The sequence below is a fragment of the Acidobacteriota bacterium genome (assembly GCA_018268895.1).
Classification (GTDB): domain Bacteria; phylum Acidobacteriota; class Terriglobia; order Terriglobales; family Acidobacteriaceae; genus Edaphobacter.
Genome location: JAFDVP010000001.1, coordinates 1,722,162 through 1,746,508, shown reverse-complemented (window position 1 = coordinate 1,746,508; position 24,347 = coordinate 1,722,162). Strand labels below are relative to the sequence as shown.

The following is a 24,347-nucleotide window of genomic DNA, read 5'->3' as shown; positions in this document are numbered from 1 at the left end:
TGCAAGTGATCGATTGCCAGAGAATGGTCTTCGCAGACGGGCGCACAAATCCGATGTAGCCCGATCGATGGAGTCAGCATGATCAGCCGCAGAAAGTTTCTACAGCGCACCTCCGCAGCCTGTGTTTTGAGCGCGGCCCCATTGAGCAAGTTTGCCGAGGCCGCCATTGGCGATAAAAAGACGGAAGATCCTCTTCGCTGGGTCGACCCACGCATCGGCACTGGAGGCCACGGTCATTGCTTTCCCGGCGCGGCGATGCCGTTTGGAATGGTGCAGTTGAGCCCCGACACGTTCAACGACGGGTGGGATTGGTGCTCCGGCTATCACGTCTCCGACGATTCGATTATGGGGTTCAGCCACACGCATCTCAGTGGGACAGGTTGTGGCGACCTTCTCGATTTCCTGGTGATGGCCGGCACGGGCGATGCCAAGCTAGTCCCTGGTGATCGCCGCTTCCCGGAACAGGGATATCGCTCGCGCTTCGATCATGCGGATGAACGCATCGAGCCTGGCTGTTACTCCGTCCTTCTCAAGGACTACAACATCCGCGCAGAGCTTACGGCTACCGAGCGTGCGGGCTTTCATCGCTACACATTTCCTGCGAGCGACAAGGCGTACCTGATCCTCGATCTGCAGCACGGTTACGGAGCGGGCGATGGGCCGGTCACTTCAGCAGAGCTGCGTCAGATTGCACCAGACACTCTTGCTGGGGGCCGCCGCACCTCGGCATGGGGAAAGGACCGCCACGCCTACTTCTCGTTGCAGATATCGAAGCGGCCCGAGCGCATCGTCTTCTACTCCGACGACAAGGAGGTCCCCGCCCCTGCCCGTCATGAACTTCAAGGAAAGAGCCTGAAATGCGTTCTCTACTTCAGGACCAGACCCAATGAGTCCATTCTGGTGAAGACGGGGATCTCGGGTGTCGATGCCGAAGGGGCCGCAAAAAACGTTGCCGCTGAGATTCCAGGCTGGGAGTTTGAGAAAACTAGAACCGCCGCTCGTGAAGCATGGCGCAAGCAGATATCGAAGGTCCGCGTGCAGAGCGCCAATCCGGCTCACAAGCGGATTTTTTATACCGCGCTGTATCACATGTCTCTCGGCCCCACGCTCTTCGACGATGTCGACGGCCGTTATCGTGGCATGGATAACGCCGTTCATTCCCTTCAGAAGGGAGAGCATCACTACTCGACCTTCTCTTTATGGGACACGTTTCGTGCGGCGCACCCTGCCTATACGCTGATTGAGCGGGAACGCGTTCCGCAATGGGTCAACACGCTTGTTCGCATGGCGGAACAAAGCCCGGCGGGTATGCCCGTGTGGCCGCTGATGTCGACCGAGACCGGAACGATGACGGGCTATCATTCGGCGGCGGTCATCTCCGAAGCCTGCAACAAAGGCTTTACCGGAGTCGACTACGAGAAGGCATACCGGCTGATGATGAAGCGCGCCATGGTCGACGACTATCGCGGCCTCGACTACTACCGCAAGCTCCACTACATCCCCGCAGACAAGGAAGAAGAATCCGTCTCGAAGACATTTGAGTATTGCTATGACGACTGGGCGATCGCGCACGTCGCGCGGAAACTCGGCAAGGGCGATGATGCGGCGATGCTCGTAAAGCGGTCGACCAACTATCGCAATTACTTCGACGCTTCGACAGGGTTCATGCGGCCAAAGCTGGAAGACGGCAACTGGACCACGCCATTCCGTCCCATCGACCTGGGGCACTCAAAGAAGTGGCGCGACTACACGGAGTCCAACGCCTGGCAGACCACCTTCGGTGTCCAGCACGATCCCGCCGGGCTGATACAGCTTTGCGGCGGCAGAGAGGCTTTCGTCAAAAAACTTGACGGCCTCTTCAATGCTGCGCCTGACCTGCCTGAAGACGCGCCGCCGGACATTGCCGGTATGGTTGGACAGTACGCGCATGGCAATGAGCCTTCGCACCACATCTCGTATCTCTACGTCTACGCGGGCGCGCCCTACAAGACGCAGGCGCGGGTCCGCAGCCTGCTCGAAACCATGTATGCCGACCAGCCAAATGGGATGCAGGGCAACGAAGACGTAGGCCAGATGTCTGCCTGGTATCTGCTGAGCGCGCTCGGCTTCTACCCCGTTGATCCCGTCAGTGGAAACTATGTCCTGGGTTCGCCCTTGTTTGAAAGCGCGACAGTTGAGTTAGGTGAGGGGAAGAAGCTTGTGATTGCCGTAGAGCGGAAAGATCCTGCGCATCAATATGTGCAGTCGTTTTCGCTGAACGGCCAGCCCCAGCAGCGGGCGTGGTTCCATCATTCCGAAATAGCCCAGGGTGGCAGACTTGTTCTGGTCATGGGAGCGGAGCCGAACCTGAAGTTCGGGTCTGATGCGCTTCCACCTTCGCTCGCGCTTTCATAAGTGCGACTACTCGATCGTGGTGGTGGGTACGCGAATCATCGCGCGGTAGCGATCGCCGCGATAGCGGGAGCATGCTACCTCAATGGGTGCCTGCTCTGTCGTGATAATGATTCGCGAGATCGATAGAACGCTCGCTCGCTTGGGAATCGTCAGCAACTCCGACTCTTCGCGCGTTGCCGGCAGGGCCTCGATAATCTCATCGGCCCAACCCACCTTCACGCCATAGTTTTCACGCAGTATGTGGTACAGCGACTGCTTGGCAAAGCTATATCGCTCAAGATGCGGAAACGGCAGCAGCGGAATACTTGAATCCTCGATCGCCATGGGAATTCCGTCGGCAAGGCGAAGACGCCGCAGCTTCATCACCGGGGCATCGACCTGAATCTTCAGGCTCTCTGCCAGTTCCTCTGTCGCCTTCATGACCGACTGTTCCAGCAGCTTTGAGCTGGGGACCATGCCGCGCTGCTTCATGTCTTCGGTAAATCCGCGCAGATGAAGAATGTTTTTTTCGAGCTTCGGTTTGGTAACAAAGGTCCCACGGCCCTTCTGGCTCTGCGCATAACCGTTGGCTTTCAAACCGTGAAGCGCCTGCCGCGCCGTCATTCTGCTTACCTGGTACGAACGAGCCAGTTCCTCTTCGGAAGCCAGCAGATCGCCTTCAAGCAGCTTGCCCGACTGAATCCTGTCCATCAATACGCGTTGTATCTGGTAGTAGAGCGGGATGAACCCGTTTTTATCCAGCGGGAGAATATCGGATGCAGGTTGGACCTTGGCTTTCACTGTCTTTTGATCTCCTGGCCCAGAACTTTGGGGCCGGTATAACAATTGTTGTTGAATTGACTACATAAGGTATACGCCCCTACAGCAATCCCTGGTTCCTGAGCAGCTTTGGCACGTGCATTTGGTCCGTGGTATCTCGGCTGCGCTCGTTCCGGTTTCCGCCTCTATTCAGACGTAAAGTATAGCCATATATACAAGTCCGTAGAACAATGTTTTTACGTAAATCATCGACCAGAATCCAGCTTCTGAAGCGGGTTCATGCCCCGCGACCGTCGTTCCTATATCATCCCCTCGTGGGAGTAGGCATCGATTCCTGCAAAGAGATCGATACAAACGCACTGGGTGGAAATTCATATCTTCAGGGAGACAGCGCTGATGCGGAAGGTTGGCATCATCATGAACGGCGTCACGGGACGCATGGGGACAAATCAGCATCTAGCCCGCTCCATCGCGGCGATTCGCAAGCAAGGCGGGCTGGAGCTGCGCGACAAGTCGGTCGTCATGCCCGATCCCATACTGGTAGGCCGCAACGCCGCCAGGCTGGAGAAGCTGGCCGCAGAATGGGACGTTGAGCGCTGGTCGACCAACCTGGCGGACTGCCTGGCCGACAACGCCAACATCATCTATTTCGATGCGCAATCCACCCTGCTTCGGGCCGAAAGCGTCAGGGCCGCAATCAAAGCCGGCAAACATGTCTATTGCGAAAAGCCATTGGCCGGAACACTCGATGACAGCCTTGAGCTGGCTCGCGAAGCCGCCCGTGCCGGCATTAAAAACGGCGTTGTGCAGGACAAGCTCTTTCTGCCCGGTCTGCTCAAGCTGAAACAAGTGATCGCCAGCGGTCTTCTTGGCCGCATACTCTCCGTACGCGGAGAGTTTGGTTATTGGGTCTTTGAGGGGCCAACCCCTCCGGCACAACGTCCATCATGGAACTACCGAAAAGATGAGGGCGGCGGAATCATCCTCGATATGTTTCCGCACTGGCAGTATGTCATTGAAAACCTCTTCGGCAGAGTCAAGTCCGTAAGCTGCACTGCGCGAACCACCATTCCTGAGCGTGTCGATGAGCTGGGAAAGACCTACGTGTGCACGGCGGACGATGCAGCCTACGCGACCTTCGAGCTTGAGGACGGAGTCGTTGTGCAAATCAACTCCTCATGGACTACACGGGTCAACCGCGACGAGCTTGTTGAATTTCATGTCGATGGCACTGGCGGAAGCGCGGTCGCCGGCCTGCGCGAGTGCAAGGTGCAGCCCCGCGTGGCAACTCCCAAAGCCGTATGGAACCCCGATATTCCCAATCCAATCCAGTTCCGCGAGGCATGGCAGACCGTTCCCGCAACCGCCCCTGAAGAGAACGCCTTCAAGATTCAATGGGAGATGTTTTTGCGACACGTATTTGAGGATGCGCCGTTTCCACACGGCTTTCTCGAAGCTGCAAAGGGAGTTCAACTTGCCGAAGCGGGTCTTCAATCATGGAAAGAGCGGCGCTGGGTCGATCTGCCTGAATTGAAGCTGAACTAAACTCCTCACCCATATTTCATTCTTAGGGCAGACATGCAGATTCGACTTCCGCTCCCTGAAGGACTAACGGCCTACCACCTGAACCAGGCGGGGCCTCTGCCCGCCGTCGCGGGGCCGCCACCGGTATCGCGTGTGGCCTATGCGGCAGCCCACGTCGTCGTCAATCCGCTGGAGCCTCAAAAGCTCGATATGGAGGCGACGATGGCTTTTCGGCGTCACCTCTGGTCCCTGGGCTTCGGCGTTGCCGAGGCGATGGATACATCACAACGAGGCATGGGACTGGACTGGGCCGCTGCGCGTGAATTGATACGTGTCTCTGCCGGCGAACGCGCGGGTGCCATCGCCTGCGGGGCAAACACAGATCAGCTTGACCCTGCAAAGGCCGCAACCATCGACGAGGTCATCGCCGCTTACGAAGAGCAGTGCGAAGCCATTGAAGCAGCCGGAGGCCGCGTTATTCTGATGGCCAGCCGAGCTTTAGTGAAGTGCGCGAAAAGTCCTGAGGACTACGCCCGTGTCTATGGCCGCATCCTGCAAGGGCTGCGCCAGCCCGCCATTCTGCACTGGCTGGGCGAAGCATTCGATCCGCAACTGCGAGGCTACTGGGGAAGCGCCAGCGTCTCCTATGCCATGGCAACCTGCGTCGGGATCATCCGGGAAAACCAGGCGAAGGTGGACGGGGTAAAGATATCTCTGCTCGATAAGAAGCAGGAGATCATCATGCGGCGGCAACTGCCTGCCGAAGTGCGGATGTACACCGGCGACGACTTCGATTATGCGGAGTTGATCCAGGGCGACAAGGAAGGGCACAGCGATGCTCTGCTGGGCATATTCGACGGCATCGCTCCCGCTGCCTCGCTCGCCCTGCGCGCGCTCGATGCAGGGGATACGGCAAAGTACAACGAGCTGCTGGCGCCAACGGTTCCCCTGTCGCGTCACATCTTTCAAACGCCGACCTATTTCTACAAGACAGGCCTCGTCTTCCTGGCATATCTGAACGGCCATCAGAAGCACTTCGTCATGCTCGGTGGTCAACAAGGCGCACGGTCGATCGTTCATCTCGCCCAGTTGTTTGTCCTTGCCGACAAGGCCCGCCTGCTCGCCGACCCGGAGCTTGCCGTGCATCGCATGAAACTGGCGCTCCAATTGGCAGGGGTGGAGGGCTAGTGGCTGAGCTTTCGAGACTGAGCTTCAACCAGATGACTGCCGGAAAGGCCAGGCTGGAAGAGGTTGTCGATGCCTGCGTCCGCCATGGCGTCCAGTGGATTGGGCCGTGGCGCTACTCTGTCTCCGGCAACCCCGCTGCGGCAGCCTCGCTTATACGCGATGCCGGGTTGAAGGTGTCGAGCCTCTGCCGCGGCGGCATGTTTCCCGCCGCGACGAAGGAGGAGCGCCAGCGCCGTATCGAGGACAATCTTCGCGCCATCGATGAGGCGGCAGCCATCGGGACCAATCTGCTGGTGCTGGTAAACGGCCCGGCTCCGGACAGGGATATTGACGCGGCGCGCCAGATGGTCGTCGATGGAATCGCCGCAGTAGTCGATCACGCGACGAAGAGCGGTGTCCGGCTGGGCGTGGAGCCTCTGCACCCCATGTTTGCCGCCGACCGCAGCGTCGTTGTCACCATGGGAGAGGCGAACGAGATTGCTGCAAAGTTCCTGCCGGGGCAGGTCGGCCTGGTCGTCGACGTGTACCACATCTGGTGGGACCCGCAGGTCTATCGAGAGATACAGAGAGCGGGGGAGAGGGTCTTCGCCTTCCATGTCTCCGACTGGATTGTGCCAACCCCCGACATGCTGATGGGCCGCGGCATGATGGGGGACGGCGTGATTGAGCTGAAACGGCTTCGCGAGGCCGCTGAGCGGGCCGGCTATCAGGGTCCAATTGAGGTTGAAATCTTCAACGAAGCGCTCTGGTCGCAGCCCGTCGATGAGATCGTTCGCCTTACCGCGAACCGTTTTCAGGAATTTGTCTAAGCGGGAAGTCAACTCAACCGTAACATTCTGGGCGGTTTCGTGCAGCTCACGGTTCGAAGGACTAAATTGGTCGCCATTTGAAGCTGCAATTTGCGGCGGGGCGTTTTACCATAGAAGAATGAGCGAAGTTTTGGAGCAGGAAGCGAAAGCAGAGGCGGGGCACACCCAGAAGTATACCCGGAACAACCCGTACCACTCGGTCGTCAATGTCAATTATCTCCTTACGGCTGAAGGATCTGAGAAGGAAACGCGGCACGTCGAGCTGTCCCTCGATGAGGGCATGACCTATACCCCCGGGGACGCCGTAGGCATTATTCCGGAGAACCGCACGTCTGCGGTCGCCGATGCGCTGAAGGCCCTTGGCTATAAGGGTGATGAGCGAGTGCTTGACCACTATAAGGTCGAGATTTCTCTCGAAGAAGCGCTGCGGACGCGGCTTGGAATCGGCAAGCTCTCTCGTGGAAGCGTGGGGCAGTTTGCGAAGCTGGCACCCGAAGTTGAGGGCCTGAAGGTCCTTACCGGACCGGACAACCGCGCACGCGCCGAAGAGTACTGCTGGGGGCGCGAGTTCGTCGACCTGGCGACAGACTTTCCCGGCGTCATCACCGATCCGCAGCAGCTCTTCCATGTGTTGCAGCGCCTCACACCGCGTATGTACTCGATCTCCTCGAGCCAAAAGGTCCATCCTGACAGCGTGCACACGACGGTGCGTGTGATTCGCTACGAGGCCCACGGACGAGACCGCCAGGGTGTGGCGAGCGGCCACATTGGCGACCGCGCAGACGAGGGCACACACCTGCCGATCTTCCTGCACTCCAACAACAACTTCCGTCTGCCCGAGGACTCGAGCGCCCCGGTGATCATGATCGGTCCCGGCACTGGCATCGCGCCTTTCCGTGCCTTCCTTGAGGAGCGTCAGGCCGATGGCGCCAGGGGCAAGAACTGGCTCTTCTTCGGTGAGCAGCGCGCGAAGATGGACTTCCTCTATCAGGAGCAGCTTGAGGGCATGGTCAAGGACGGAACCCTGACCCACCTGCATACGGCCTTCTCCCGCGACCAGCACAACAAAGTGTATGTGCAGGACCGCATTCAGGAGAACGCGAAAGAGGTCTATGAGTGGCTGGAGCGCGGAGCTTACTTTTACGTCTGCGGCGACGCTACCCGTATGGCCAAGGACGTTGAAAATGCTCTGCTCGACGCCATCGCCAAGGGATCTAACGGCACACTGGAGCATGCTGCGGAATATCTGGCCACGATGAAGAAGCAGAAGCGGTACCAGAGGGACGTCTATTAGGCATCCCCCCCCATGATTTTGCGCAAAATATTCAAAAGAGATAATTTAGCGGTGGACTTCGCCTGAGAAGTCTTGAAAATAAAAGGTAATTTCCGCAAAATATAGATTCAAAAAGAGTTAGCCCCGGATCATTCCGGGGCTTTTCGTCTTTTATGGACTATTTCCAGTGTAGCCGATTGGAGATATCAAACAGGCACATTATTTTTTGGTGTTATTTCATTTTGTTTGTGATGTTTACGAAAAATGGAGGGCTTGACAACGATTGAGGAGACCTCTCTTTGTGGGTGATCCAAAGCGCAAATAAACGACATTTGTTGCTAAAGCTGCATCTTTTGTAGAGATACCTACATCAGAAGGAGTGTTGGTCATCCAGCTTTGAGGGAGGAAGAGATGAAGGTTGTCGTTTACGGAGCGACGGGAAATGCGGGTTCGGAGATTGTGAAGGAGTTGCTGAGGCGCGGCCATAAGGTGACCGGAGTCGCCCGGAACATTGAGAAGCTCAAGGCGCAGCCTGAGGTGACGGCGAAGACGGACGATCTTTCCAACGCCGGAGCGATTGCGGAGATCATCAAGGGCGCGGATGTCGTGGTTTCGGCCTATCAGCCTCCGCCGGACAATACCGACAAACTGATCGATGTAACGAAGCTGCAGATCGACGCGGTAAAAAAGGCCGGTGCGCCGAGGTTGCTGGTGGTTGGCGGCGCAGGACAGTTGGAGGTTGCGCCCGGAGTGTCGCTCATTAAATCGGGCCACCTGCCCGAGGCCTACATGCCGATTGCCGTATCGCATGAGAAGGCAGCGGAAGTGCTGAAGGGATCGGACATCAACTGGACCTATCTTGCTCCGGCGGCGTTCTTCGTCCCGGGCGAGCGAACCGGCAAGTTTCGCCTGGGCACAAAGGAACTGGTGACGGATGCGAAGGGCGAGAGCAAGATCTCGTTTGCGGATTACGCCATCGCGCTGGTGGACGAGATTGAGAAGCCCAAGCATGAGCGTGCTTTGTTCTCGGTTGGCTATTGATCGCTGGTGAGGGCAAGGGGCGGCCTTGGGGCCGCCCCTTTTGTCTTTTTGCAGGCAGTTGATGGAACGGCGTTTGTCGTTACTTATGCCGACCGTAGTTCTTGACGCGTAGAACTCACCTTTGTCGTTGCGAGACGAGTTCACGACCGATCATTGTGAAACTTCGTCCGTTAGGCCGCGATACGTCCACTCGTAACGGCTCCCGCGAGTACGAAATCCGCTATCGAAAACACCGCCGTGACGCTTCCAATCATCTACGAATGCGCCGTCGAGATTAGAGATCTCCAGCGGTGTATATTCAGCATCGTCCTTCTGCAAATCGACCTTCGTCAGGCGTGATCCGTGCCGCGAACGCCCGTAGCTACTGACGCCTTGCGCAATGAAGTCGGCGAACTCCTGTTGGGATGTAAACAACTCTGAGTTCGTCTCGGTGGAAGGGCGGACAGTCGCGGCAAAAAGCAATCCATCGTCCGAGCTATCGACTCGCAACAGCGTTCTTTCGCCTTGATGATCGATTACTGCCTTCACCTGCGGGTGAGGTGCCGAGAAACCCAATGAGGTAAACCATGCGCCAAAGGCAGAGTTCGTCTGCCGCTCGGTGACGAAGACAGCCGGAGTCGCCTGCCCATACGAAAGGTCAAGCACGGCGTAACGCGGAGCACAGCTGATACTGGAAAGACCAATAGTCGTGGTCAACGGAGCAACCGTGATTCCTCGCAGATCGAGGATGCAAAATGATGCGATGCCGTACCCATGAACTTCTTGGGGAGTTAGCCAAGGTAAGGGTAGATAGGTGGCGAGCATCTCCACTGGCAGGCGGAAGTTGAAGATAAATCGTTCGGCAAGCGACGCGTGCACGATAGGCATCAATGACATAAGAGCCTCTACGGAGAGATATCTATCGATCCTTCTCTTGACACTGCAGCATCTGTACCGAAAAGTCGGCTTATCGCTAGACGCGATGATCGTCGGCTCGCCAGTTGGTGATGCTTTGCTTGATCGCTTTAGGCTCGAGGTTCTGGGTGAGGGTCTTGTGGACGAGGGCAGGTAGTTCCTCGTCGGAGGCGAAGCGGAGGGCGATGAGTTGCCTTGTGGTGAGATCGTTGATGTGTGCTGCCTCGTTTGCGGGTAGCAGCGCGGCCAGCCTGAGACGTTCTTCGAGACGAATGAGGCGGTCCTGCACCTTGAGGGAGTACATGCGGGTTTTGAAGGCGAGGATGAGCAGCGCCAGGGCAAAGAGAATCGACCAGTGGCCGAGCCAGGGGTATTCATGGCGGAAGTGGATGGCAACGTAGATGGAAACGCCAAGGTTGATCAACAGGACAGGGAAGACGAAGAGGTGCATCGGCGGATCGAGACGAGCGTGGTTCTTGTAGTTTTGCGGAGTGGCCATGGTGTCCTTTCGTACTCAGGCAGCGGCTTCAGCATAACAGTTGTTTGAACGTTGCTGGCTGGTAGTGGTGGACGACAAACTGAGAACATTTGTTTGGATTGGAGAAGCAGACCGCAGTTCCTTCGACTCGCTGCGCTCGCTCAGGATGACACCCATTAGAGATGCATTGAGTTAGGCTGAAGGGATGGCAGCGAATACGAAGAAGCGAATTGGTGTGCATGTAGGCACAGGCGGCGGTGTGTGGACGGCGGTGGATCGCGCGGTTGCGGCGGGGGCGAATACGTTCCAGATATTTTCGGCGAGCCCGCGGATGTGGAAGGCGTCGCCGGTAAAGGCTGCGGACGCGGCGAAGATGGCTGAGTTGCGCGCGAAGCATGATGTTGGTCCGGTCGCCATTCATGCGAGCTATCTGATCAACCTGTGCAGCCAGACGGAGAGCGTGAGGGACAACTCGACGAAGGCGTTTCGTGGCGAGGTGGAGAGGGCGCTGGCGCTGGGGGCGGAGTACCTGGTGCTGCATCCGGGGAGCTGGAAGGGGCTGACTCGCGAAGAGGGGCTGACGCTGGCGGCGCAGTCGATTGAGAAGGCCATCGAGGGGATCGACTTTGCGGGGAAGAACTTCAGGATACTGATTGAAAATACCGCTGGCGCCGAGTTCTCGCTGGGTGGCAAGCTGGAGCAGGTGGCCGAGCTGGTGGAGTGCCTGAAGGCGTGCGCTCCGGTGGCGGTGTGTCTCGACACCTGCCATGTGCATGTGGCGGGTTACGACATTGTGACGGCCGATGGCTACATCGAGACGATGAAGCTGATCGAGTCGACGGTGAGCTTCGACGAGGTGAAGGTGTGGCACTGCAACGACGCGAAGGCGGCGATGGGGTCGAAGCTGGACCGGCATGAACACATCGGCGAGGGAACGATTGGGGCCGCGGCATTTGGCCGGCTGCTGAAGGAGCCGAAGTTTGCACACTGCGCGTTTATTGCGGAGACGCCGGTAGATGCTCCGGGTGACGAGGCGAGGAATGTCGGGGTGCTGCGGGCGCTTTCTGCGGGGTGAGTTTATGACTTTGGCTAGGATTTCTGCGTTGGGCGCATCAGGACTTCGCTGACAAAAGACTGCGGCGACTGCGTGACGAGCATGGCCACGACGCGAGCTACGTCTTCGGGCTGAATCTTTTTGTCGCCATTCTTATTGCTGGTCGAGAAGCCAGTGTTGACCGATCCGGGAGCGACGGCGGAGACGCGGACGTTGTGCGGGCGCAGCTCTTCGGCGACGGAGTAGGTGAGGCCGTTGAGCCCCCACTTTGATGCAGAGTAGGCTGCTCCGTTGGGGAAGGGGTTGTGGCCGGTGAGCGATGAGATATTCACGATGTGGCCGGAGCGCGCGGCGATCATCATTGGCGCAAACGCGCGGATCATCAGGTAGGGGCCGCGCAGGTTTGTGCCCATCATTGTGTCCCACTCCGAGGGGGCGAGCTCAGTGAGCGGCTTGCCGAGCAGGCCGACTCCCGCGTTGTTCACGAGGATATCGCAGCGGCGGTGACGGGCTTCGACAGATTTTGCGAGGCTGGTAACAGAGGACTCGACGAGAAGGTCGAGTTCCATGGCTTCGGCTGCTCCGCCGGCGTTTTCTATCTCGTGCTTAACCTGTTCGAGAAGGGACTGATCGCGTGCGGCCAAAACTACGGTCGCTCCCATGGAGGCAAGCTGCCTGCCGATTGCGGCACCGATGCCGCGCGCGGCTCCGGTTACGACGGCGATCTGTCCTTTGAGTTCTTCTGTCATGACGTCCCCTCATCTCGGGTAATTTCTTGTTCAAGGATAAGGCTTGGCTTCGATGCTTGGAGTGGCGACCGGAGATTGTAGGCGCTACGGGCGAAATACGGGGGATTCCGCGGCTCTCCGCGGTCGCCCGGAATAACACACGCTTGAGGGAAGCGGTTTCTCCGGGGAAGGACACCGTTGAGACTGGAAGGATTTGTCTTGCGCAAGGAAGGGAATCTGGGGTAACTTCACAACCTCCCCGCCTTTGGTGCCAAATCCAGCTCCGGAGTTTGACCATGGCCCCCGATTTCGATGATTCCCCGACGATGGATTGGACAAACGTCTCCGGCGCGGAGAGCTTTTGGGACATCTCTGGCGAGGACATGAACGTCGGGCTGACAGTGATGATGTCCTGCGTCAACACGCTCTTCAAGGCGAGGGACGACGGGAGGGTTGTCTTCGCTGCGGGAGTGACCGCGAAGATGCTGGAGATCATGGGCTTTCTGTTGACGCGGGCCTCGCGGGTGAAGGGAAAGCGACGGGAAGAGATGTTCCACCACTGGCTGCAGGAGGGTGAGTACATGTTGGACGATGTGATCAAAAAGGCCGCAGCGCGGAAGGGAAAGCTTCTGATGCCGGATGATCTGACGGCGTTTATGGAGAAGCCGCCCGGCTATGAGGTCTGATGGCTGACACAGCTCAAGACGCGGCCCTGGGTTACATCGACGCCGTGAAGTGGATCGTGGGGATCTCCGGCGCGGTGATGGCGGGTGTCTTTCTGCATCCGGAAGAGGGGGCGAAGCTGCCGGAGGAGGCGAAGGCGTGCCTTGCGGCGGTGGTGCTGCTATTCGGGATCAGCAGCTTCGGCGGCGTCGTGTATCTGCTGTGGCTCAACAACGTTCGGAGAAAGAAAGAGCTGATTGCGGAGCTTGCGGCGAAGGTGGCGGCGCCGGTGCTCATCCCCGATCCCGTGGAGTCGGCGAGGCTCGCGAAGGAACAGCGCGACCGTGAAACGAAGCTGAAGCAGTCGCAGACGAGTTTGAACCTGTGGTACTGGATCTTTACCTGGTCGTTCTACCTGGCTGCGATTCTCGGCGTATTTTTCTTCATGCTTCGCATCGTCCGGACGAAGGACCCTGTGGCGGCGGTACCGCTGCACTTCACGGTCGTGCAGTCCGCTGTCCACAAGACCGATCATGGAATGCAGGCGCACACCTTTCTTCTGAACCAGCAGACCGGCGAGCTGTGGCAGATGGTCTGCGACCAGAAGGGCGAGGTTGTCGCCTTCAGGCGCGTGAAGCGGCTGGAGGCTGAGGACGCTGTCACTCCTGTGACGACGAAGTAGTGAGGGTTCTGCGTTTTGCCCGGTAGGGCGCGAGTTTTTCTTTACAATCAGAGATATGGCTGAGATTGTGAAGGACGAGAACGAGCGCCTGGGGCGTTATAACCCGGCGGAGATTGAGGCACGATGGCAGGCGCGGTGGGACGCCGATCCCGCGTTGTACGCCGCCGAAGGACACGATTCGGGCAAGCCGAAGTATTACTGCATCGAGATGTTGCCGTACCCGAGCGGGCAGTTGCATATGGGGCACGTGCGCAACTACTCCATTGGCGACGCGCTGGCGCGCCATATGTGGATGCGTGGCTACAACGTGCTGCACCCGATGGGATGGGATGCCTTCGGGCTGCCGGCGGAGAATGCCGCGCTCAAGAACAATACTCCGCCGCGCGAGTGGACGTTGCAGAACATCGCGGCGATGAAGAAGCAGATGCGGCGCATGGGTTTGAGCTATGACTGGTCGACCGAGGTGACGACCTGCCTGCCGGATTACTACCGCTGGAACCAGTGGTTCTTCGTGAAGATGTTTGAGAGGGGACTCGCCTATCGCAAGAAGAGCAAGGTGAACTGGTGCCCGGAGTGCCAGACTGTGCTCGCGAATGAGCAGGTGGTGAACGGCCGCTGCTGGCGGCACGAAGAGACCATTGTCGAGCAGCGCGACCTGACGCAGTGGTTTCTGAAGATCACGAAGTATGCGGATGAGCTGCTGGACGGCCTCGACAAGCTTGAGGGCTGGCCGGAGAAGGTTCGCACGATGCAGCGCAATTGGATCGGCCGCAGCGAGGGGGCTCTGGTTGACTTTGCCGTCGATGGCGCGGTTGGAAAAACAAACGCAGATCCCTTCGACAAGCTCAGGGCAGGCTCTTCGACTGCGCTGCGCTCCGCTCAGGATGACACTTCGAAAAATGTGATCACGGTCTTTACAACGCGCGTGGATACGATCTTCGGCGCGACCTCGGTGCAGCTTGCTCCTGAACATGCCGTTGCCAAGGCGTTTGCGGCCGAGGACTCGGTGCTTGCGGCGAAGATTGAAGCGCTGTTGGCCGAACAGCAGAAGGCGCGCGAGTCCGACGAGCTGGGCAACATCGAAAAGCATGGCGTCGACACGGGGCGGTTCGCGGTGAATCCGTTCAACGGGGAGCGTGTGCCGATCAGGGTGGGGAACTACATCCTCGCCGACTACGGCACGGGAGCGATCATGAGCGTTCCGGCGCACGATGAGCGCGACTTCGAGTTTGCGACGAAGTATGGCCTTGCGATCAAGCGCGTGATCGCTCCGAGGGTAGGCGGCGAACCGGAGCTTCCATTCACGGCGGAAGACGATGCCGTGCTGGTGGACTCGGGCGAGTGGACGGGGCTCGGATGCGTCGAGGCGCAGCAGAAGATGGCAGCGTTCGCGAAGCAGAAGGGCTTTGGCGAGCCGACGGTGACGTACCGCCTGAAGGACTGGGGAGTAAGCCGCCAGCGCTACTGGGGGACGCCGATCCCGATGGTGTATTGCCAGAACGGCCACGCGGGAGTGGAGCCGGGCGGCGTGGTTGCGCTGCCGGAGAGCGCGTTGCCGGTGCTGCTGCCGGAGCGGATCGAGATTACGCAGGAGGGCGGCTCGCCGCTGGGCAAGGTCGCGGAGTTCCTCAACACGACGTGTCCGGTGTGCGGCGGGCCGGCGAAGCGCGAGACCGACACGATGGACACGTTCGTCGACTCGAGCTGGTACTTCTACCGTTATACGGACGCGAAGAATGCGGCGGCGCCGTTCGACAGCGGCAAGGCGGACTATTGGTTCCCGATCGATCAGTACATCGGCGGCGTGGAGCACGCGATTCTGCACCTGATCTACTCGCGCTTCTGGACGAAGGTGATGCGCGACCTGGGGCTGGTGCGCAACGATGAGCCTGCCGAGCGGCTGTTTACGCAGGGCATGGTGATCAAGGACGGCGCGAAGATGTCGAAGTCGAAGGGCAACGTGGTCTCGCCCGACGACATGATTGCGCGCTATGGCGCGGACGCGACGAGGATGTACGCGCTGTTTGCGGCGCCGCCGGACCGCGACCTGGAATGGCTGGAAGAAGGCGTCGCCGGTGTGAGCCGGTTTCTGGGGCGGGTTTATCGCCTGGCCACGAAGTATGCGGAGACGACGCGAACTGCTTCAGATGCGGCGCTGACTGGAGGTTCTGCAACCGAGCAGAAGCTGCTGCGCAAGCTGCATCAGACGATTGCGAAGATCACGCACGACTTCAGCGGACGCTGGCACTTCAATACGTCGATTGCGGCGATCATGACGTTAATCAACGAGCTTGTCGCGGCGGAGGCGGCCATCGACGCGGGCGAGGTTTCGCCGGCGGCAGTGGCGGAGATCTTCCGCAACCTGGTGCTATTGCTCGCTCCGTTTGCGCCGTACTTCTCGGCGGAGATGTGGGAGCAGATCGGCGGCGAGGGCACGGTCTTCCGCACAATGTGGCCAGCGGCCAACGAAGAGCTCGCGCGCGAAGACGAGGTTGAGATTGCGGTGCAGGTCAACGGCAAGCTGGTGAACGTGGTGAAGGTCGCGGCGGGAAGCGACGAGGAGACGGTGAAGGCGGCCGCGTTTGCCGATGAAAAGGTGAAGGCGCGGATTACGGGCAAGACGGTGGTTAAGATCATCGTCGTGCCGAACAAGCTCGTGAACCTTGTGGTGAAGTAGTGAAAAGGGCCATGAATAAGGGAGACGTCATCGTCTCGACCGCAGGTGGCGAAGTTCGTGCGACGCAGTCGTTCGTTCACGTGTTGTCGGAGTGCTGGTCGCGGCCTTCACTGACTTTGCTGGAGGTGCTGTGGCGATGGGTCTATGGCATTCCGGCGCTGCTTTTGCTCTGGCGTGTGGGCTCACGGTTGTACGCCTCTGTGCCGTTGAACGTGGTCGCGCTTGAGAAGATGACCGTGACGCAGCCGATGCAGGCGGCGGAGACGCTTGCCGTTGCGATGGATGTGCTGCTGCCTCCGCTGATGCAGGTCGCGGTGTGGCTTGCGCCTCTGCTGCTGGTGACGTGGGTTGTGTGGTCCTCGCTGGGGCGGACGGTAGTGATGCGCCGCATCGATCCCACGCTGCACTCGCGGCCGTGGACGCTGATGGCGCTACAGGCGATCCGCGTGGCGGGGCTGACGGCGAGCTTCGTATTGTGGTTCCTGTGCTTGCAGGGGGCTGCTGGCGCGACCGTCACTGGTCCCGTTCTGCGCGGGGGCGAGCCTAACCTGGTCGGCTACTTCGCACTTGCGATCGTTTCGACGCTGGGGCTGTTTACGCTGTGGGCCGTCGTGAGCTGGATCTTCGGCGTGGCCCCGCTGCTGGCGATGCTGCACGATACCGGCCCTGTTGCGAGCCTGAGAGATGCCTTTCGGCTGGGGCCGCTCAAGAGCAAGCTGGTGGAGATCAACCTGGTGATGGGAATCGTCAAGATTGCGCTGATCGTGCTGGCGATGGTCTTTTCCGCGACCCCGCTGCCGTTTGAGAGTATTGCCACGACGGAGTTTCTCTATACGTGGTGGGCGGGCGTGGCGGTGCTCTACTTCGTCGCCTCCGATTTCTTCCATGTGGCCCGTCTTGTGGGATATATGCGCCTGTGGAAGGCGTATGAGGACCGCGGCGGCAGATGAATGCGCCCGACGCGCGCGGCCATTTACACTCGAAGTGTGGACACCTCAACGATAGTCATTCTGGATTTTGGATCGCAGTATACGCAGTTGATCGCGCGGCGTATCCGCGAGTTCAACGTCTTCTCAGTCGTGCTGCCTTGCACGACGCCGCTTGAAAAGATTCGCGATCTGAAGCCGAAGGGCGTGATCCTGTCGGGCGGCCCGAGCTCGGTCTACGATGCCGACGCTCCCGCGGCCGATCCCGCAGTACTGGCGATGGGCACTCCGGTGCTTGGCATCTGCTACGGCTTGCAGTTCATGACGCATCATCTTGGCGGCAAGGTGGAGTCCGCGCCAGCGCGGGAGTACGGCCACGCGGAGGTGAGCGTCGTCGCGGAGACGGCGCTGTTCCGCGGCCTGCCGCAGACGCTCGATGTGTGGATGTCGCACGGCGATGAAGCGAAGACGCTGCCCGAGGGATTTCGTCTGACGGCGAAGACCGCGAACGCCGTCGCTGGAATTGCGAACGAGGAGCGAAGGATGTGGGCAGTGCAGTTTCATCCCGAGGTCGCGCACACGCGGCAGGGAATGGAGCTGCTGAAGAACTTCTGCCTGGACATCTGCGGCGCAAAGCCGGACTGGACGCCCGAGCACTTCATCCAGTCGACAGTAGAGCGCATCAAGGCGCAGGTGGGAGATGGCCATGCCATCTGCGGTCTGAGCGGCGGCGTCGACTCGTCGGTTGCGGCCGTTCTGGTGGCGCGCGCGATCGGCGACCGGCTGACGTGCATCTTCGTGAACAACGGCGTGCTGCGCAAGGACGAGTTCCGCAAGGTGCAGAAGACGATGCGCGAGGGCCTTGGCCTGAACGTGGTCGCTGTCGATGCCGGTGAACGCTTCCTGACGAAGCTGGCGGGCGTGACCGATCCTGAGCGTAAGAGAAAGATCATCGGCAACGAGTTCATCGCGGTCTTCGACGACGAGGCGGCGAAGATATTCGAAGCGGAAAAGAGCGCGGGCGAGGAAGTTGCGTGGCTGGTGCAGGGAACGCTGTATCCGGACGTGATCGAGTCGTCGAGCGTGCACGGGCCCTCGCACACGATCAAGAGCCACCACAACGTCGGCGGTCTGCCGGAGGACATGAAGCTGAAGCTGATCGAGCCGCTGCGCGATCTCTTCAAGGACGAGGTGCGGCGCATCGGCCGTGATCTCGGTATGCCGGAAGAGATTCTGGAGCGGCAGCCCTTTCCGGGGCCCGGTCTGGCGGTCCGCATTCTGGGCGAGGTGACAGCCGATCGTGTGGCGTTGTTGCAGGAGGCCGACGAGATCGTTGTCACGGAGATTAAGGCTGCGGGACTCTACCGCAAGGTGTGGCAGAGCTTTGCTGTGCTGCTGCCGGTGAAGAGCGTGGGCGTGATGGGCGACCAGCGCACGTATGCGTACACGTGCGCGATCCGTGCGGTGGAGAGCGAAGACGGCATGACCGCCGACTGGGCCCCATTGCCATACGAGGTGCTGCGAACCATCTCCAGCCGCATCGTGAGCGAGGTGCGCGGGATCAACCGCGTGGTGTACGACATTACCTCGAAGCCGCCTGGCACGATCGAGTGGGAGTAGAGGCATTCTAGCGAGATGAAGGCTTCAGTACGGTAGACTTCCGTGCCGTCGTCTGGAGAACAATGCGCGTGTCGGGAGGGAAGGTGACCTGATGGCCACTGGCGATCCAGCGGCGATACAGCGAGATGGCAGTGCCATAGGCCCCGATACCTGTGGCGACATACTTTGAGCCACCGGCAAGGCCGACGATGTTGCCGATCAGGCCGAAGCCATTTGCTCCTACGAAGTTTCGGCCTCCCTGGAAGTCTCTGTCTTCGTCAAGAGGACGGGTCGCGAGCAGCGCAAGGAGAAGTGGGACGACGATCTTGTCCTGCGGCTTCGGCTGAACTTTGCCTTCGGAGTTCATCTCCAGATCGACGGTGGATGCCGAGTCGATGCCCTTCAACTCCGATTGGATGCTCTGCGTGTAACCGTCAGGCAAAATCAACTGGCTGAAGTCAAAGCCCAGTGTTCCGGCGCGGCCGAAGGGGCGGGCTGGCTTTGCCTTGGTGATGGCCCCCACCAGCGTCGCGCCCTGCGGCACGGCAATGGTGTGGTCAGGGTTGTAGATCGGCTCGGCAACGGTTGCTTTGATTGGCTCGCCCACCTTTGCTGTAGCGGAACTCAGCTCTTTGCCGAGATATGCCTGTACAAACCAGCTCTGCTGAGAGTCGTGTGCAGCCGGGGACTTCGTCTTATCGGGAGTTGTTGCGGCAACAGGAAATGCGGGCTGTGCTGGAATCTCGACGGGATCTGTTGTCTCGATCGTCCATGCTGTTCCTCTCTCGATGCGTTCAGGATGATAGGGGAGCTGGCGATAGAAAAGCTGCAAAAGGCGATCGCCCTTATGTGGAGCCGTGATCACGTCAAGCTGTTCGTGGAGAATCAGCATGCCTGTGTCGTACTGCTTGCGAATGAATCCGCCTTTGCGTGGAGGCGGAGCGACGAGCCGGTAAAGCGGCGCCCCATCCGTCGCCGTGTTTGTTGTCATTTGGAGCGTCGTGCCATCGGGAAGAGTGATCCCAGTGAAGCCGACTACCGGCGTATGAAAGGGCGTGAAATCCCCGTTGAGCCGCGCGTTGTTGCGTTGTGAGCGATTGGGGTGAAGCTCTTTTACCACTCCTGTAACAATCGTCTTTTCAGGAAGAATCAGAACATTGCCGACGTAAACGGGATAGAGCAGATGTGCACGGATCGGTTCTCCAGCGTGCATGGGAATGTGATCGTCGATGTAGACCGGCAGAGGGGTTCCCGCAGGAAGTGTTGCGGCAGGTGTCTGGCAAACTGCGAAATGCGTCGCAAGCGACGCAGCGATCGGAAGGACCCATCGAAGGTGGTGTGCGCGGCCGGAAAGCATGATCATCATGGTAAGAAATGAATATGAAGGCCCACTGAAGGATTCTCAGCTTTTGTGATAACGACCGGTTGACATCTGCGTCGATAAGCGTAGTATTCAAAATACGATTGCCGTGATTGGACAGAAATCCATATCGAACAAGTTATTGCTGGGTGTAATCTTCGCCGGGCTTAACCTTCTATGCATTCTGGGAATCACACATGGCGAACATTTAGTTCGCCATACTCGTGTTAACTACTCGCATATCTCCGTTCACGCGACGCGCCGTGCGGGATCGCGCAACAGCCGCTACAACCTGATGTCGTCTATCGATGCCGTCTTCGACCACTCGGTCGTCGATCATCTTCCCAAGGCGGCTCTTTCCATGCGGCCGGCCGCGGGAACCCCAAGCCTCCAGGCGGCTATCGTCACCCGGACGTTCGTACTCGCTCAGCCTGAAGAGCGGCAGGAACTGCTCGCCCGCGAAAATGTCGTGGCCCTGGGCTCTGCTCCTCGTGCGCCCGGTCTTGGACGGGCTCCTCCCATCGCTGCTTAGAACTCTCCAGTCGCAAAACTGCATCTTGCGTAGGCACAGGCGTCTTTCTGCCTGAGTTATCCGAAAGCTTCTCCTCGAAGCTCTTAGGCCTTCTGCATGGGTGTACCCGTTTCGACGATCACAACGGCCGGACTGCCTTCAGGTTCAGGGCCGATGGAGATGACGATGCAGCAACTGATCGATGGCTATAGCCGGTTTCGTTCCAAGGTCTTCCCGCAACACGCAAAGCTCTTTGAGAAGCTCGCCAACGTGCAGAACCCTGGCACCTTGTTTATCTGCTGCTCCGATTCGCGCGTGATGCCCGAGATGATGATGCAGTGCGGTCCGGGCGCTCTGTTTTCATGTCGTAACGCGGGCAATCTGATTCCTCCTCCAACTGAAACAGGGAGCGGTGTTCCGGCGACGATCGAATTCGCCGTCCGCGCTCTGAAGGTCCAGGACATTGTGGTCTGCGGGCACTCCGACTGCGGAGCGATGAAGGCGATCCTGAAGCCCGAAGCGCTTGAATCCCTGCCGGTCGTGCGCGGCTGGCTGGAGCACGCGGGACCGTCGGCGCGATGGCTGACGAGGATGCTCAAGACTTCAGCGTCGATGTCGTTTGAGGAGACGTTGAAGGCCGTGACGGAGGCCAACGTCATCGTCCAGATGCAGAACCTGTCGATGCACCCCTCCGTCGACGAGGCATTGAAACAGGGCAAGCTCGCCATTCACGGATGGATGTACGACATCGCGAGTGGCGGAATCCGTAGCCTTGATTCTCAGCAGGGCGCATTCTTCCCGCTGCTCCCTGAGACGCTCGCAACACCCGAGCCACGAACCCGGCAAGAACGAAAGATCGCGTAAAGGAGATCGTATGAGTAAATCGAGTGATATTTATCCAGAGAAGAATTCAGGCGAGCTCCCAGTTGGAGTTCCACCGGGTGCGGCAGTGTCTGGCTCGGTTGCGTGGTTAAGAGATTTCTCGGCGTCACTGGTTGTATTTTTCGTAGCCCTCCCCCTTTGCATGGGTATAGCCCTTGCGTCAGGCATGCCACCGGCTGCGGGACTTGTCACCGGAATCATCGGCGGCCTTGTCGTCGGGTTTCTCTCCGGGCAGGCGCTTCAGGTGTCGGGGCCCGCGGCAGGTCTCGCCGTCATCGTCTTTCAAATGGTCAAGGAGCATGGTGTCGGGGCCCTTGGCCCACTGCTGATGATCGCCGGAGCCGTGCAGCTTGTCGCCGGGCTTCTGAAGACGGGCCGCTGGTTCCGCGCTATATCGCCTGAGGTGATCCACGGCATGCTTGCAGGTATCGGCGTGCTGATCGTGATCCAGCAGTTTCAAGTTGTCCTCGACCGGTCTCCCGAGCACAGCGGCCCTGCAAATATCGTGGCGATGTGGGGCGCGATCTTCGGCGGCCTGTTCCCATTGAACGGCAGTAAGGAAGAGGGAGCTGCACTGGTAGGGCTTACGACCATTGTCGTCACCCTGCTGTGGGAGAAGTTTCGCCCGGCAAAGTTGAAGCTGCTTCCTGGAGCGCTGCTGGGGATTGCAGCAGCTACCGCTCTCGCACAGGCCCTTTCGCTCGGGGTGCACCGCGTGGCGGTCCCGGCAAACCTCAGCGAGATGATCTCCCTGCCGTCGCTGGCTTCGTTAGAGGGGATCAAGCTCTCCGCGATCATCGGCACCTCACTGGCGCTTGCGTTCATTGCCAGCGCAGAGACATTACTTTCCGCCGCCGCGGTTGAGCAGATGCAGACACGGTCGAAGACAAACTATGACCGCGAGCTTGCCTCGCAGGGCGTCGGCAATATGCTCTGCGGCCTGGTTGGCGCGCTTCCCATGACGGGAGTGATTGTGCGCAGCTCGGCCAATGTACAGGCCGGTGCAGAGACCAGGCGTTCGGCCATTCTGCATGGCGCCTGGATGCTGCTTGCGGTGGTATTCTTCGCATCGATCCTGCGCATGATCCCAACCGCAAGCCTGGCAGCGGTGCTCGTCCTGGTCGGCATCAAGCTGGTGAAGCCGGCGGAGATAAAGAAGCTGGGACGCTTCGGCAGAGTGCCGGTACTGATCTACTTCGCATCAATGCTCACCATTGTGGCGACGGACCTTTTGACTGGCGTACTGGTTGGAGTGGGTCTCTCCCTGTTCCGCCTGCTGTACAAGGTCACCCATCTTGAAGCGAAGGTAACGGAAGAGAGCGACAGCACGCACGTGCACCTGAGCGGTGTCGGCACCTTCCTCGCCATTCCGCGGATATCTCAGGCGCTCGATCAGGTGAAGCCTGGCTGCAAGGTCCACATCCACGGCGTGAACCTGCGCTATATCGACCACGCCTGCATTGAGGTGATCGAGGGATGGACGGAGCGGCGCGAGCAGAATGGCCAGCACGTCTACGTGGAGATGGAGAAGTTGCATATGCGGTATCGCACGCGAGTCAGCGAGACCGTGATCTAAAGAGATTGATTTTTCGCAGGAGCGGGGCTGCAATCCCGTCGGCCCCGCTCTTTTTTTTCAAGTTTGCAGGACGTTGTTCGAGAGCAGTACAGACGATGTAAATGCAGTACAAAGTACAAAGAAAAAGCGGCGAACCTCAATGGTTCGCCGCTTTTATATTTAGAGACGGTTGATATCAGCCCAGCTCGGCAAGGCTCTTGACGCCGAACTTGAGGTACCACGGGCTTGCGGCCTTGAGGGCGTTGTTGACGTTGTTGATGTTCTCCACGCCGGTGGTCTCCAGCCACTGCCGGAAGGCCTTGGCGCCCTGCTTGGCGAAGATCGGGATGCCGTCCTTCCAGGTCGCACGGCCGCAGAGGACGCCGTTGAACCTGGTTCCCGACTCGGCTGCCAGTTCGAGGGTCTCGATGAAGACAGGGTTCGAGACTCCGGCTGAGAGATAGATGAAAGGCTTGTGCGTCATGGTTTCGGCATCGCGGAAGTGCTGCAATGCCTCTGCGCGGGTGTAGGCTCGCTCGCCCTTGAAGGCCTTTGTTCCTTCAACAAAGGACATCTCGACTGGAACCTCGACCTTGAGCACATCGACGTTGTAACGGTCCTTGCCGAACTCGGCCATGGAGCCGGAGACGACCTCGGGCTTCTTCCTGGCGTAGGCCAGAGACTTTTCGTCGCCGCCCTCGGCATCGTATCCCACGGTCTCGAGGAAGAAGGGGATGTCGTGGGCGAGGCACTCGTCGCCGATACGCTCGACCCAGGCATGCTTGTGGTCGTTGATGGCGCTCTTCTCGTACGGCGTGTAGTAGAGAAGGATCTTGATGCAGTCGGCGCCTGCTTCCTTCAGGCGGCGAACGCTCCAGACGTCGAGCAGGTCGGGCAGGCGGCCGGGAGTGGCGGCGTCGTATCCGGTCTTCTCATAGGCAAGCAGGAGCCCGGCTTTGTTGCGCTCCTTGGAGGCGGGGAGACCGAACTCTGGGTCGAGCAGGATGGCGGAGGCGTGCCGGGTGAGGACGTCGGTGACCTGGACCTTGAACTCCTCGAGATCCTGACCGTTGGCGGCGGCACCGCGCTCCTTGGCGAGTGACTTCTGAAGCGAGCCGCGCTGGTCCATGGCGGCGGCGGCGATGACGCCGCGCGAGTCGGATACAGCCTTGAGTCCTGCGAGTTTCCCTGGTGTCAGCTTCGACATTGCACTTCTTCTCCTGAAATTGAGGTTGGCTGCCATTTTACACGCGCTGAAAGGATCGCGCAGCGAGGCACCCTCCCTCATAACTAAGTATGCAGGGTCTTCGAAAAACTGAACTTAGGCTTGGACCTCCGTGCGCCCGGCCA

21 protein-coding genes are annotated in these 24,347 nt (G+C 59.3%); 15 read left to right on the top strand and 6 right to left on the bottom strand.

Going from position 1 to position 24,347, the window contains the following annotated elements:
- The first annotated feature begins 78 nt into the window (after nt 1-78).
- Nucleotides 79-2,394 (top strand): GH92 family glycosyl hydrolase, encoded by a 2,316-nt coding sequence (locus tag JSS95_07405; protein ID MBS1799639.1) that lies wholly within the window; start codon nt 79-81, stop codon nt 2,392-2,394.
- Between the two features lie 6 nt (nt 2,395-2,400).
- Here the strand turns inward: JSS95_07405 and JSS95_07400 are convergent, their stop codons facing one another.
- Nucleotides 2,401-3,084, bottom strand: coding sequence for a GntR family transcriptional regulator (locus JSS95_07400; protein MBS1799638.1), 684 nt, complete (start codon nt 3,082-3,084; stop codon nt 2,401-2,403).
- Between the two features lie 465 nt (nt 3,085-3,549).
- Between JSS95_07400 and JSS95_07395 the strand changes: the two genes are divergently transcribed.
- The 5 genes from JSS95_07395 (at nt 3,550) to JSS95_07375 (ending at nt 8,988) form a co-directional block, all read left to right on the top strand.
- The gene (locus JSS95_07395; GenBank protein MBS1799637.1) at nt 3,550-4,698 is read left to right on the top strand and encodes a Gfo/Idh/MocA family oxidoreductase; all 1,149 of its coding nucleotides are present in this window, start codon (nt 3,550-3,552) and stop codon (nt 4,696-4,698) included.
- A 33-nt stretch (nt 4,699-4,731) separates the two neighbouring features.
- Nucleotides 4,732-5,865, top strand: a complete 1,134-nt coding sequence (locus JSS95_07390; protein ID MBS1799636.1) for a dihydrodipicolinate synthase family protein — start codon at nt 4,732-4,734, stop codon at nt 5,863-5,865.
- Nucleotides 5,866-5,897: 32 nt separating this feature from the next.
- Nucleotides 5,898-6,674, top strand: coding sequence for a sugar phosphate isomerase/epimerase (locus JSS95_07385; protein ID MBS1799635.1), 777 nt, complete (start codon nt 5,898-5,900; stop codon nt 6,672-6,674).
- 118 nt (nt 6,675-6,792) lie between these two features.
- Nucleotides 6,793-7,968 (top strand): oxidoreductase, encoded by a 1,176-nt coding sequence (locus JSS95_07380; GenBank protein ID MBS1799634.1) that lies wholly within the window; start codon nt 6,793-6,795, stop codon nt 7,966-7,968.
- Between the two features lie 390 nt (nt 7,969-8,358).
- A complete protein-coding gene (locus tag JSS95_07375; GenBank protein MBS1799633.1) occupies nt 8,359-8,988 on the top strand; it encodes an NAD(P)-dependent oxidoreductase in 630 nt (209 codons plus the stop codon).
- Nucleotides 8,989-9,138: 150 nt separating this feature from the next.
- Here the strand turns inward: JSS95_07375 and JSS95_07370 are convergent, their stop codons facing one another.
- Both JSS95_07370 and JSS95_07365 read right to left on the bottom strand, forming a co-directional pair.
- Entirely contained in the window at nt 9,139-9,858 is a 720-nt protein-coding gene (locus JSS95_07370; protein MBS1799632.1) for a hypothetical protein, read from the bottom strand.
- A gap of 82 nt (nt 9,859-9,940) precedes the next feature.
- On the bottom strand, nt 9,941-10,381 hold the full coding sequence (locus JSS95_07365; protein MBS1799631.1) for a hypothetical protein: 441 nt from the start codon (nt 10,379-10,381) through the stop codon (nt 9,941-9,943).
- A 184-nt stretch (nt 10,382-10,565) separates the two neighbouring features.
- Here JSS95_07365 and JSS95_07360 point away from each other — a divergent pair, with 184 nt between their 5' ends.
- Nucleotides 10,566-11,435 (top strand): deoxyribonuclease IV, encoded by an 870-nt coding sequence (locus tag JSS95_07360; GenBank protein ID MBS1799630.1) that lies wholly within the window; start codon nt 10,566-10,568, stop codon nt 11,433-11,435.
- 14 nt (nt 11,436-11,449) lie between these two features.
- Here JSS95_07360 and JSS95_07355 read toward each other — a convergent pair whose 3' ends face one another.
- Entirely contained in the window at nt 11,450-12,163 is a 714-nt protein-coding gene (locus tag JSS95_07355; protein ID MBS1799629.1) for an SDR family oxidoreductase, read from the bottom strand.
- 275 nt (nt 12,164-12,438) lie between these two features.
- Here JSS95_07355 and JSS95_07350 point away from each other — a divergent pair, with 275 nt between their 5' ends.
- From JSS95_07350 to guaA, 5 genes are read left to right on the top strand one after another with little or no spacing between them, the layout of a single operon-like run.
- On the top strand, nt 12,439-12,828 hold the full coding sequence (locus tag JSS95_07350; protein MBS1799628.1) for a hypothetical protein: 390 nt from the start codon (nt 12,439-12,441) through the stop codon (nt 12,826-12,828).
- A complete protein-coding gene (locus JSS95_07345) occupies nt 12,828-13,487 on the top strand; it encodes a hypothetical protein (GenBank protein ID MBS1799627.1) in 660 nt (219 codons plus the stop codon). The genes JSS95_07350 and JSS95_07345 overlap by 1 nt, the downstream gene beginning before the upstream one ends.
- A gap of 55 nt (nt 13,488-13,542) precedes the next feature.
- Nucleotides 13,543-16,164, top strand: a complete 2,622-nt coding sequence (locus JSS95_07340) for a leucine--tRNA ligase (protein MBS1799626.1) — start codon at nt 13,543-13,545, stop codon at nt 16,162-16,164.
- An 11-nt stretch (nt 16,165-16,175) separates the two neighbouring features.
- Nucleotides 16,176-17,114 (top strand): hypothetical protein, encoded by a 939-nt coding sequence (locus JSS95_07335; protein ID MBS1799625.1) that lies wholly within the window; start codon nt 16,176-16,178, stop codon nt 17,112-17,114.
- The gene (guaA, locus tag JSS95_07330; GenBank protein ID MBS1799624.1) at nt 17,115-18,710 is read left to right on the top strand and encodes a glutamine-hydrolyzing GMP synthase; all 1,596 of its coding nucleotides are present in this window, start codon (nt 17,115-17,117) and stop codon (nt 18,708-18,710) included.
- Between the two features lie 7 nt (nt 18,711-18,717).
- Here the strand turns inward: guaA and JSS95_07325 are convergent, their stop codons facing one another.
- Nucleotides 18,718-20,055 (bottom strand): hypothetical protein, encoded by a 1,338-nt coding sequence (locus JSS95_07325; protein ID MBS1799623.1) that lies wholly within the window; start codon nt 20,053-20,055, stop codon nt 18,718-18,720.
- Nucleotides 20,056-20,158: 103 nt separating this feature from the next.
- Here JSS95_07325 and JSS95_07320 point away from each other — a divergent pair, with 103 nt between their 5' ends.
- The 3 genes from JSS95_07320 (at nt 20,159) to JSS95_07310 (ending at nt 23,018) form a co-directional block, all read left to right on the top strand.
- Nucleotides 20,159-20,581, top strand: a complete 423-nt coding sequence (locus tag JSS95_07320) for a hypothetical protein (GenBank protein MBS1799622.1) — start codon at nt 20,159-20,161, stop codon at nt 20,579-20,581.
- Between the two features lie 165 nt (nt 20,582-20,746).
- Complete coding sequence (locus JSS95_07315; protein MBS1799621.1) at nt 20,747-21,424, top strand: carbonic anhydrase; 678 nt, start codon at nt 20,747-20,749, stop codon at nt 21,422-21,424.
- 10 nt (nt 21,425-21,434) lie between these two features.
- A complete protein-coding gene (locus JSS95_07310) occupies nt 21,435-23,018 on the top strand; it encodes a SulP family inorganic anion transporter (protein ID MBS1799620.1) in 1,584 nt (527 codons plus the stop codon).
- Between the two features lie 175 nt (nt 23,019-23,193).
- Here the strand turns inward: JSS95_07310 and JSS95_07305 are convergent, their stop codons facing one another.
- Nucleotides 23,194-24,204, bottom strand: coding sequence for a tagatose 1,6-diphosphate aldolase (locus JSS95_07305; GenBank protein ID MBS1799619.1), 1,011 nt, complete (start codon nt 24,202-24,204; stop codon nt 23,194-23,196).
- Nucleotides 24,205-24,347: the final 143 nt, after the last annotated feature.

Excerpts from the sequence above, each read along its gene's own strand:
- JSS95_07305 (MBS1799619.1), bottom strand. The coding sequence starts at position 24,204 with ATGTCGAAGCTGACACCAGGGAAACTCGCAGGACTCAAGGCTGTATCC.
- JSS95_07325 (MBS1799623.1), bottom strand. The coding sequence starts at position 20,055 with ATGATGATCATGCTTTCCGGCCGCGCACACCACCTTCGATGGGTCCTT.
- guaA (MBS1799624.1), top strand. The coding sequence starts at position 17,115 with ATGCGCCCGACGCGCGCGGCCATTTACACTCGAAGTGTGGACACCTCA.
- JSS95_07400 (MBS1799638.1), bottom strand. The coding sequence starts at position 3,084 with ATGGACAGGATTCAGTCGGGCAAGCTGCTTGAAGGCGATCTGCTGGCT.
- JSS95_07360 (MBS1799630.1), top strand. The coding sequence starts at position 10,566 with ATGGCAGCGAATACGAAGAAGCGAATTGGTGTGCATGTAGGCACAGGC.
- JSS95_07350 (MBS1799628.1), top strand. The coding sequence starts at position 12,439 with ATGGCCCCCGATTTCGATGATTCCCCGACGATGGATTGGACAAACGTC.
- JSS95_07380 (MBS1799634.1), top strand. The coding sequence starts at position 6,793 with ATGAGCGAAGTTTTGGAGCAGGAAGCGAAAGCAGAGGCGGGGCACACC.
- JSS95_07405 (MBS1799639.1), top strand. The coding sequence starts at position 79 with ATGATCAGCCGCAGAAAGTTTCTACAGCGCACCTCCGCAGCCTGTGTT.
- JSS95_07385 (MBS1799635.1), top strand. The coding sequence starts at position 5,898 with ATGACTGCCGGAAAGGCCAGGCTGGAAGAGGTTGTCGATGCCTGCGTC.
- JSS95_07315 (MBS1799621.1), top strand. The coding sequence starts at position 20,747 with ATGCAGCAACTGATCGATGGCTATAGCCGGTTTCGTTCCAAGGTCTTC.
- JSS95_07310 (MBS1799620.1), top strand. The coding sequence starts at position 21,435 with ATGAGTAAATCGAGTGATATTTATCCAGAGAAGAATTCAGGCGAGCTC.
- JSS95_07345 (MBS1799627.1), top strand. The coding sequence starts at position 12,828 with ATGGCTGACACAGCTCAAGACGCGGCCCTGGGTTACATCGACGCCGTG.
- JSS95_07340 (MBS1799626.1), top strand. The coding sequence starts at position 13,543 with ATGGCTGAGATTGTGAAGGACGAGAACGAGCGCCTGGGGCGTTATAAC.
- JSS95_07375 (MBS1799633.1), top strand. The coding sequence starts at position 8,359 with ATGAAGGTTGTCGTTTACGGAGCGACGGGAAATGCGGGTTCGGAGATT.
- JSS95_07335 (MBS1799625.1), top strand. The coding sequence starts at position 16,176 with ATGAATAAGGGAGACGTCATCGTCTCGACCGCAGGTGGCGAAGTTCGT.
- JSS95_07365 (MBS1799631.1), bottom strand. The coding sequence starts at position 10,381 with ATGGCCACTCCGCAAAACTACAAGAACCACGCTCGTCTCGATCCGCCG.
- JSS95_07355 (MBS1799629.1), bottom strand. The coding sequence starts at position 12,163 with ATGACAGAAGAACTCAAAGGACAGATCGCCGTCGTAACCGGAGCCGCG.
- JSS95_07390 (MBS1799636.1), top strand. The coding sequence starts at position 4,732 with ATGCAGATTCGACTTCCGCTCCCTGAAGGACTAACGGCCTACCACCTG.
- JSS95_07395 (MBS1799637.1), top strand. The coding sequence starts at position 3,550 with ATGCGGAAGGTTGGCATCATCATGAACGGCGTCACGGGACGCATGGGG.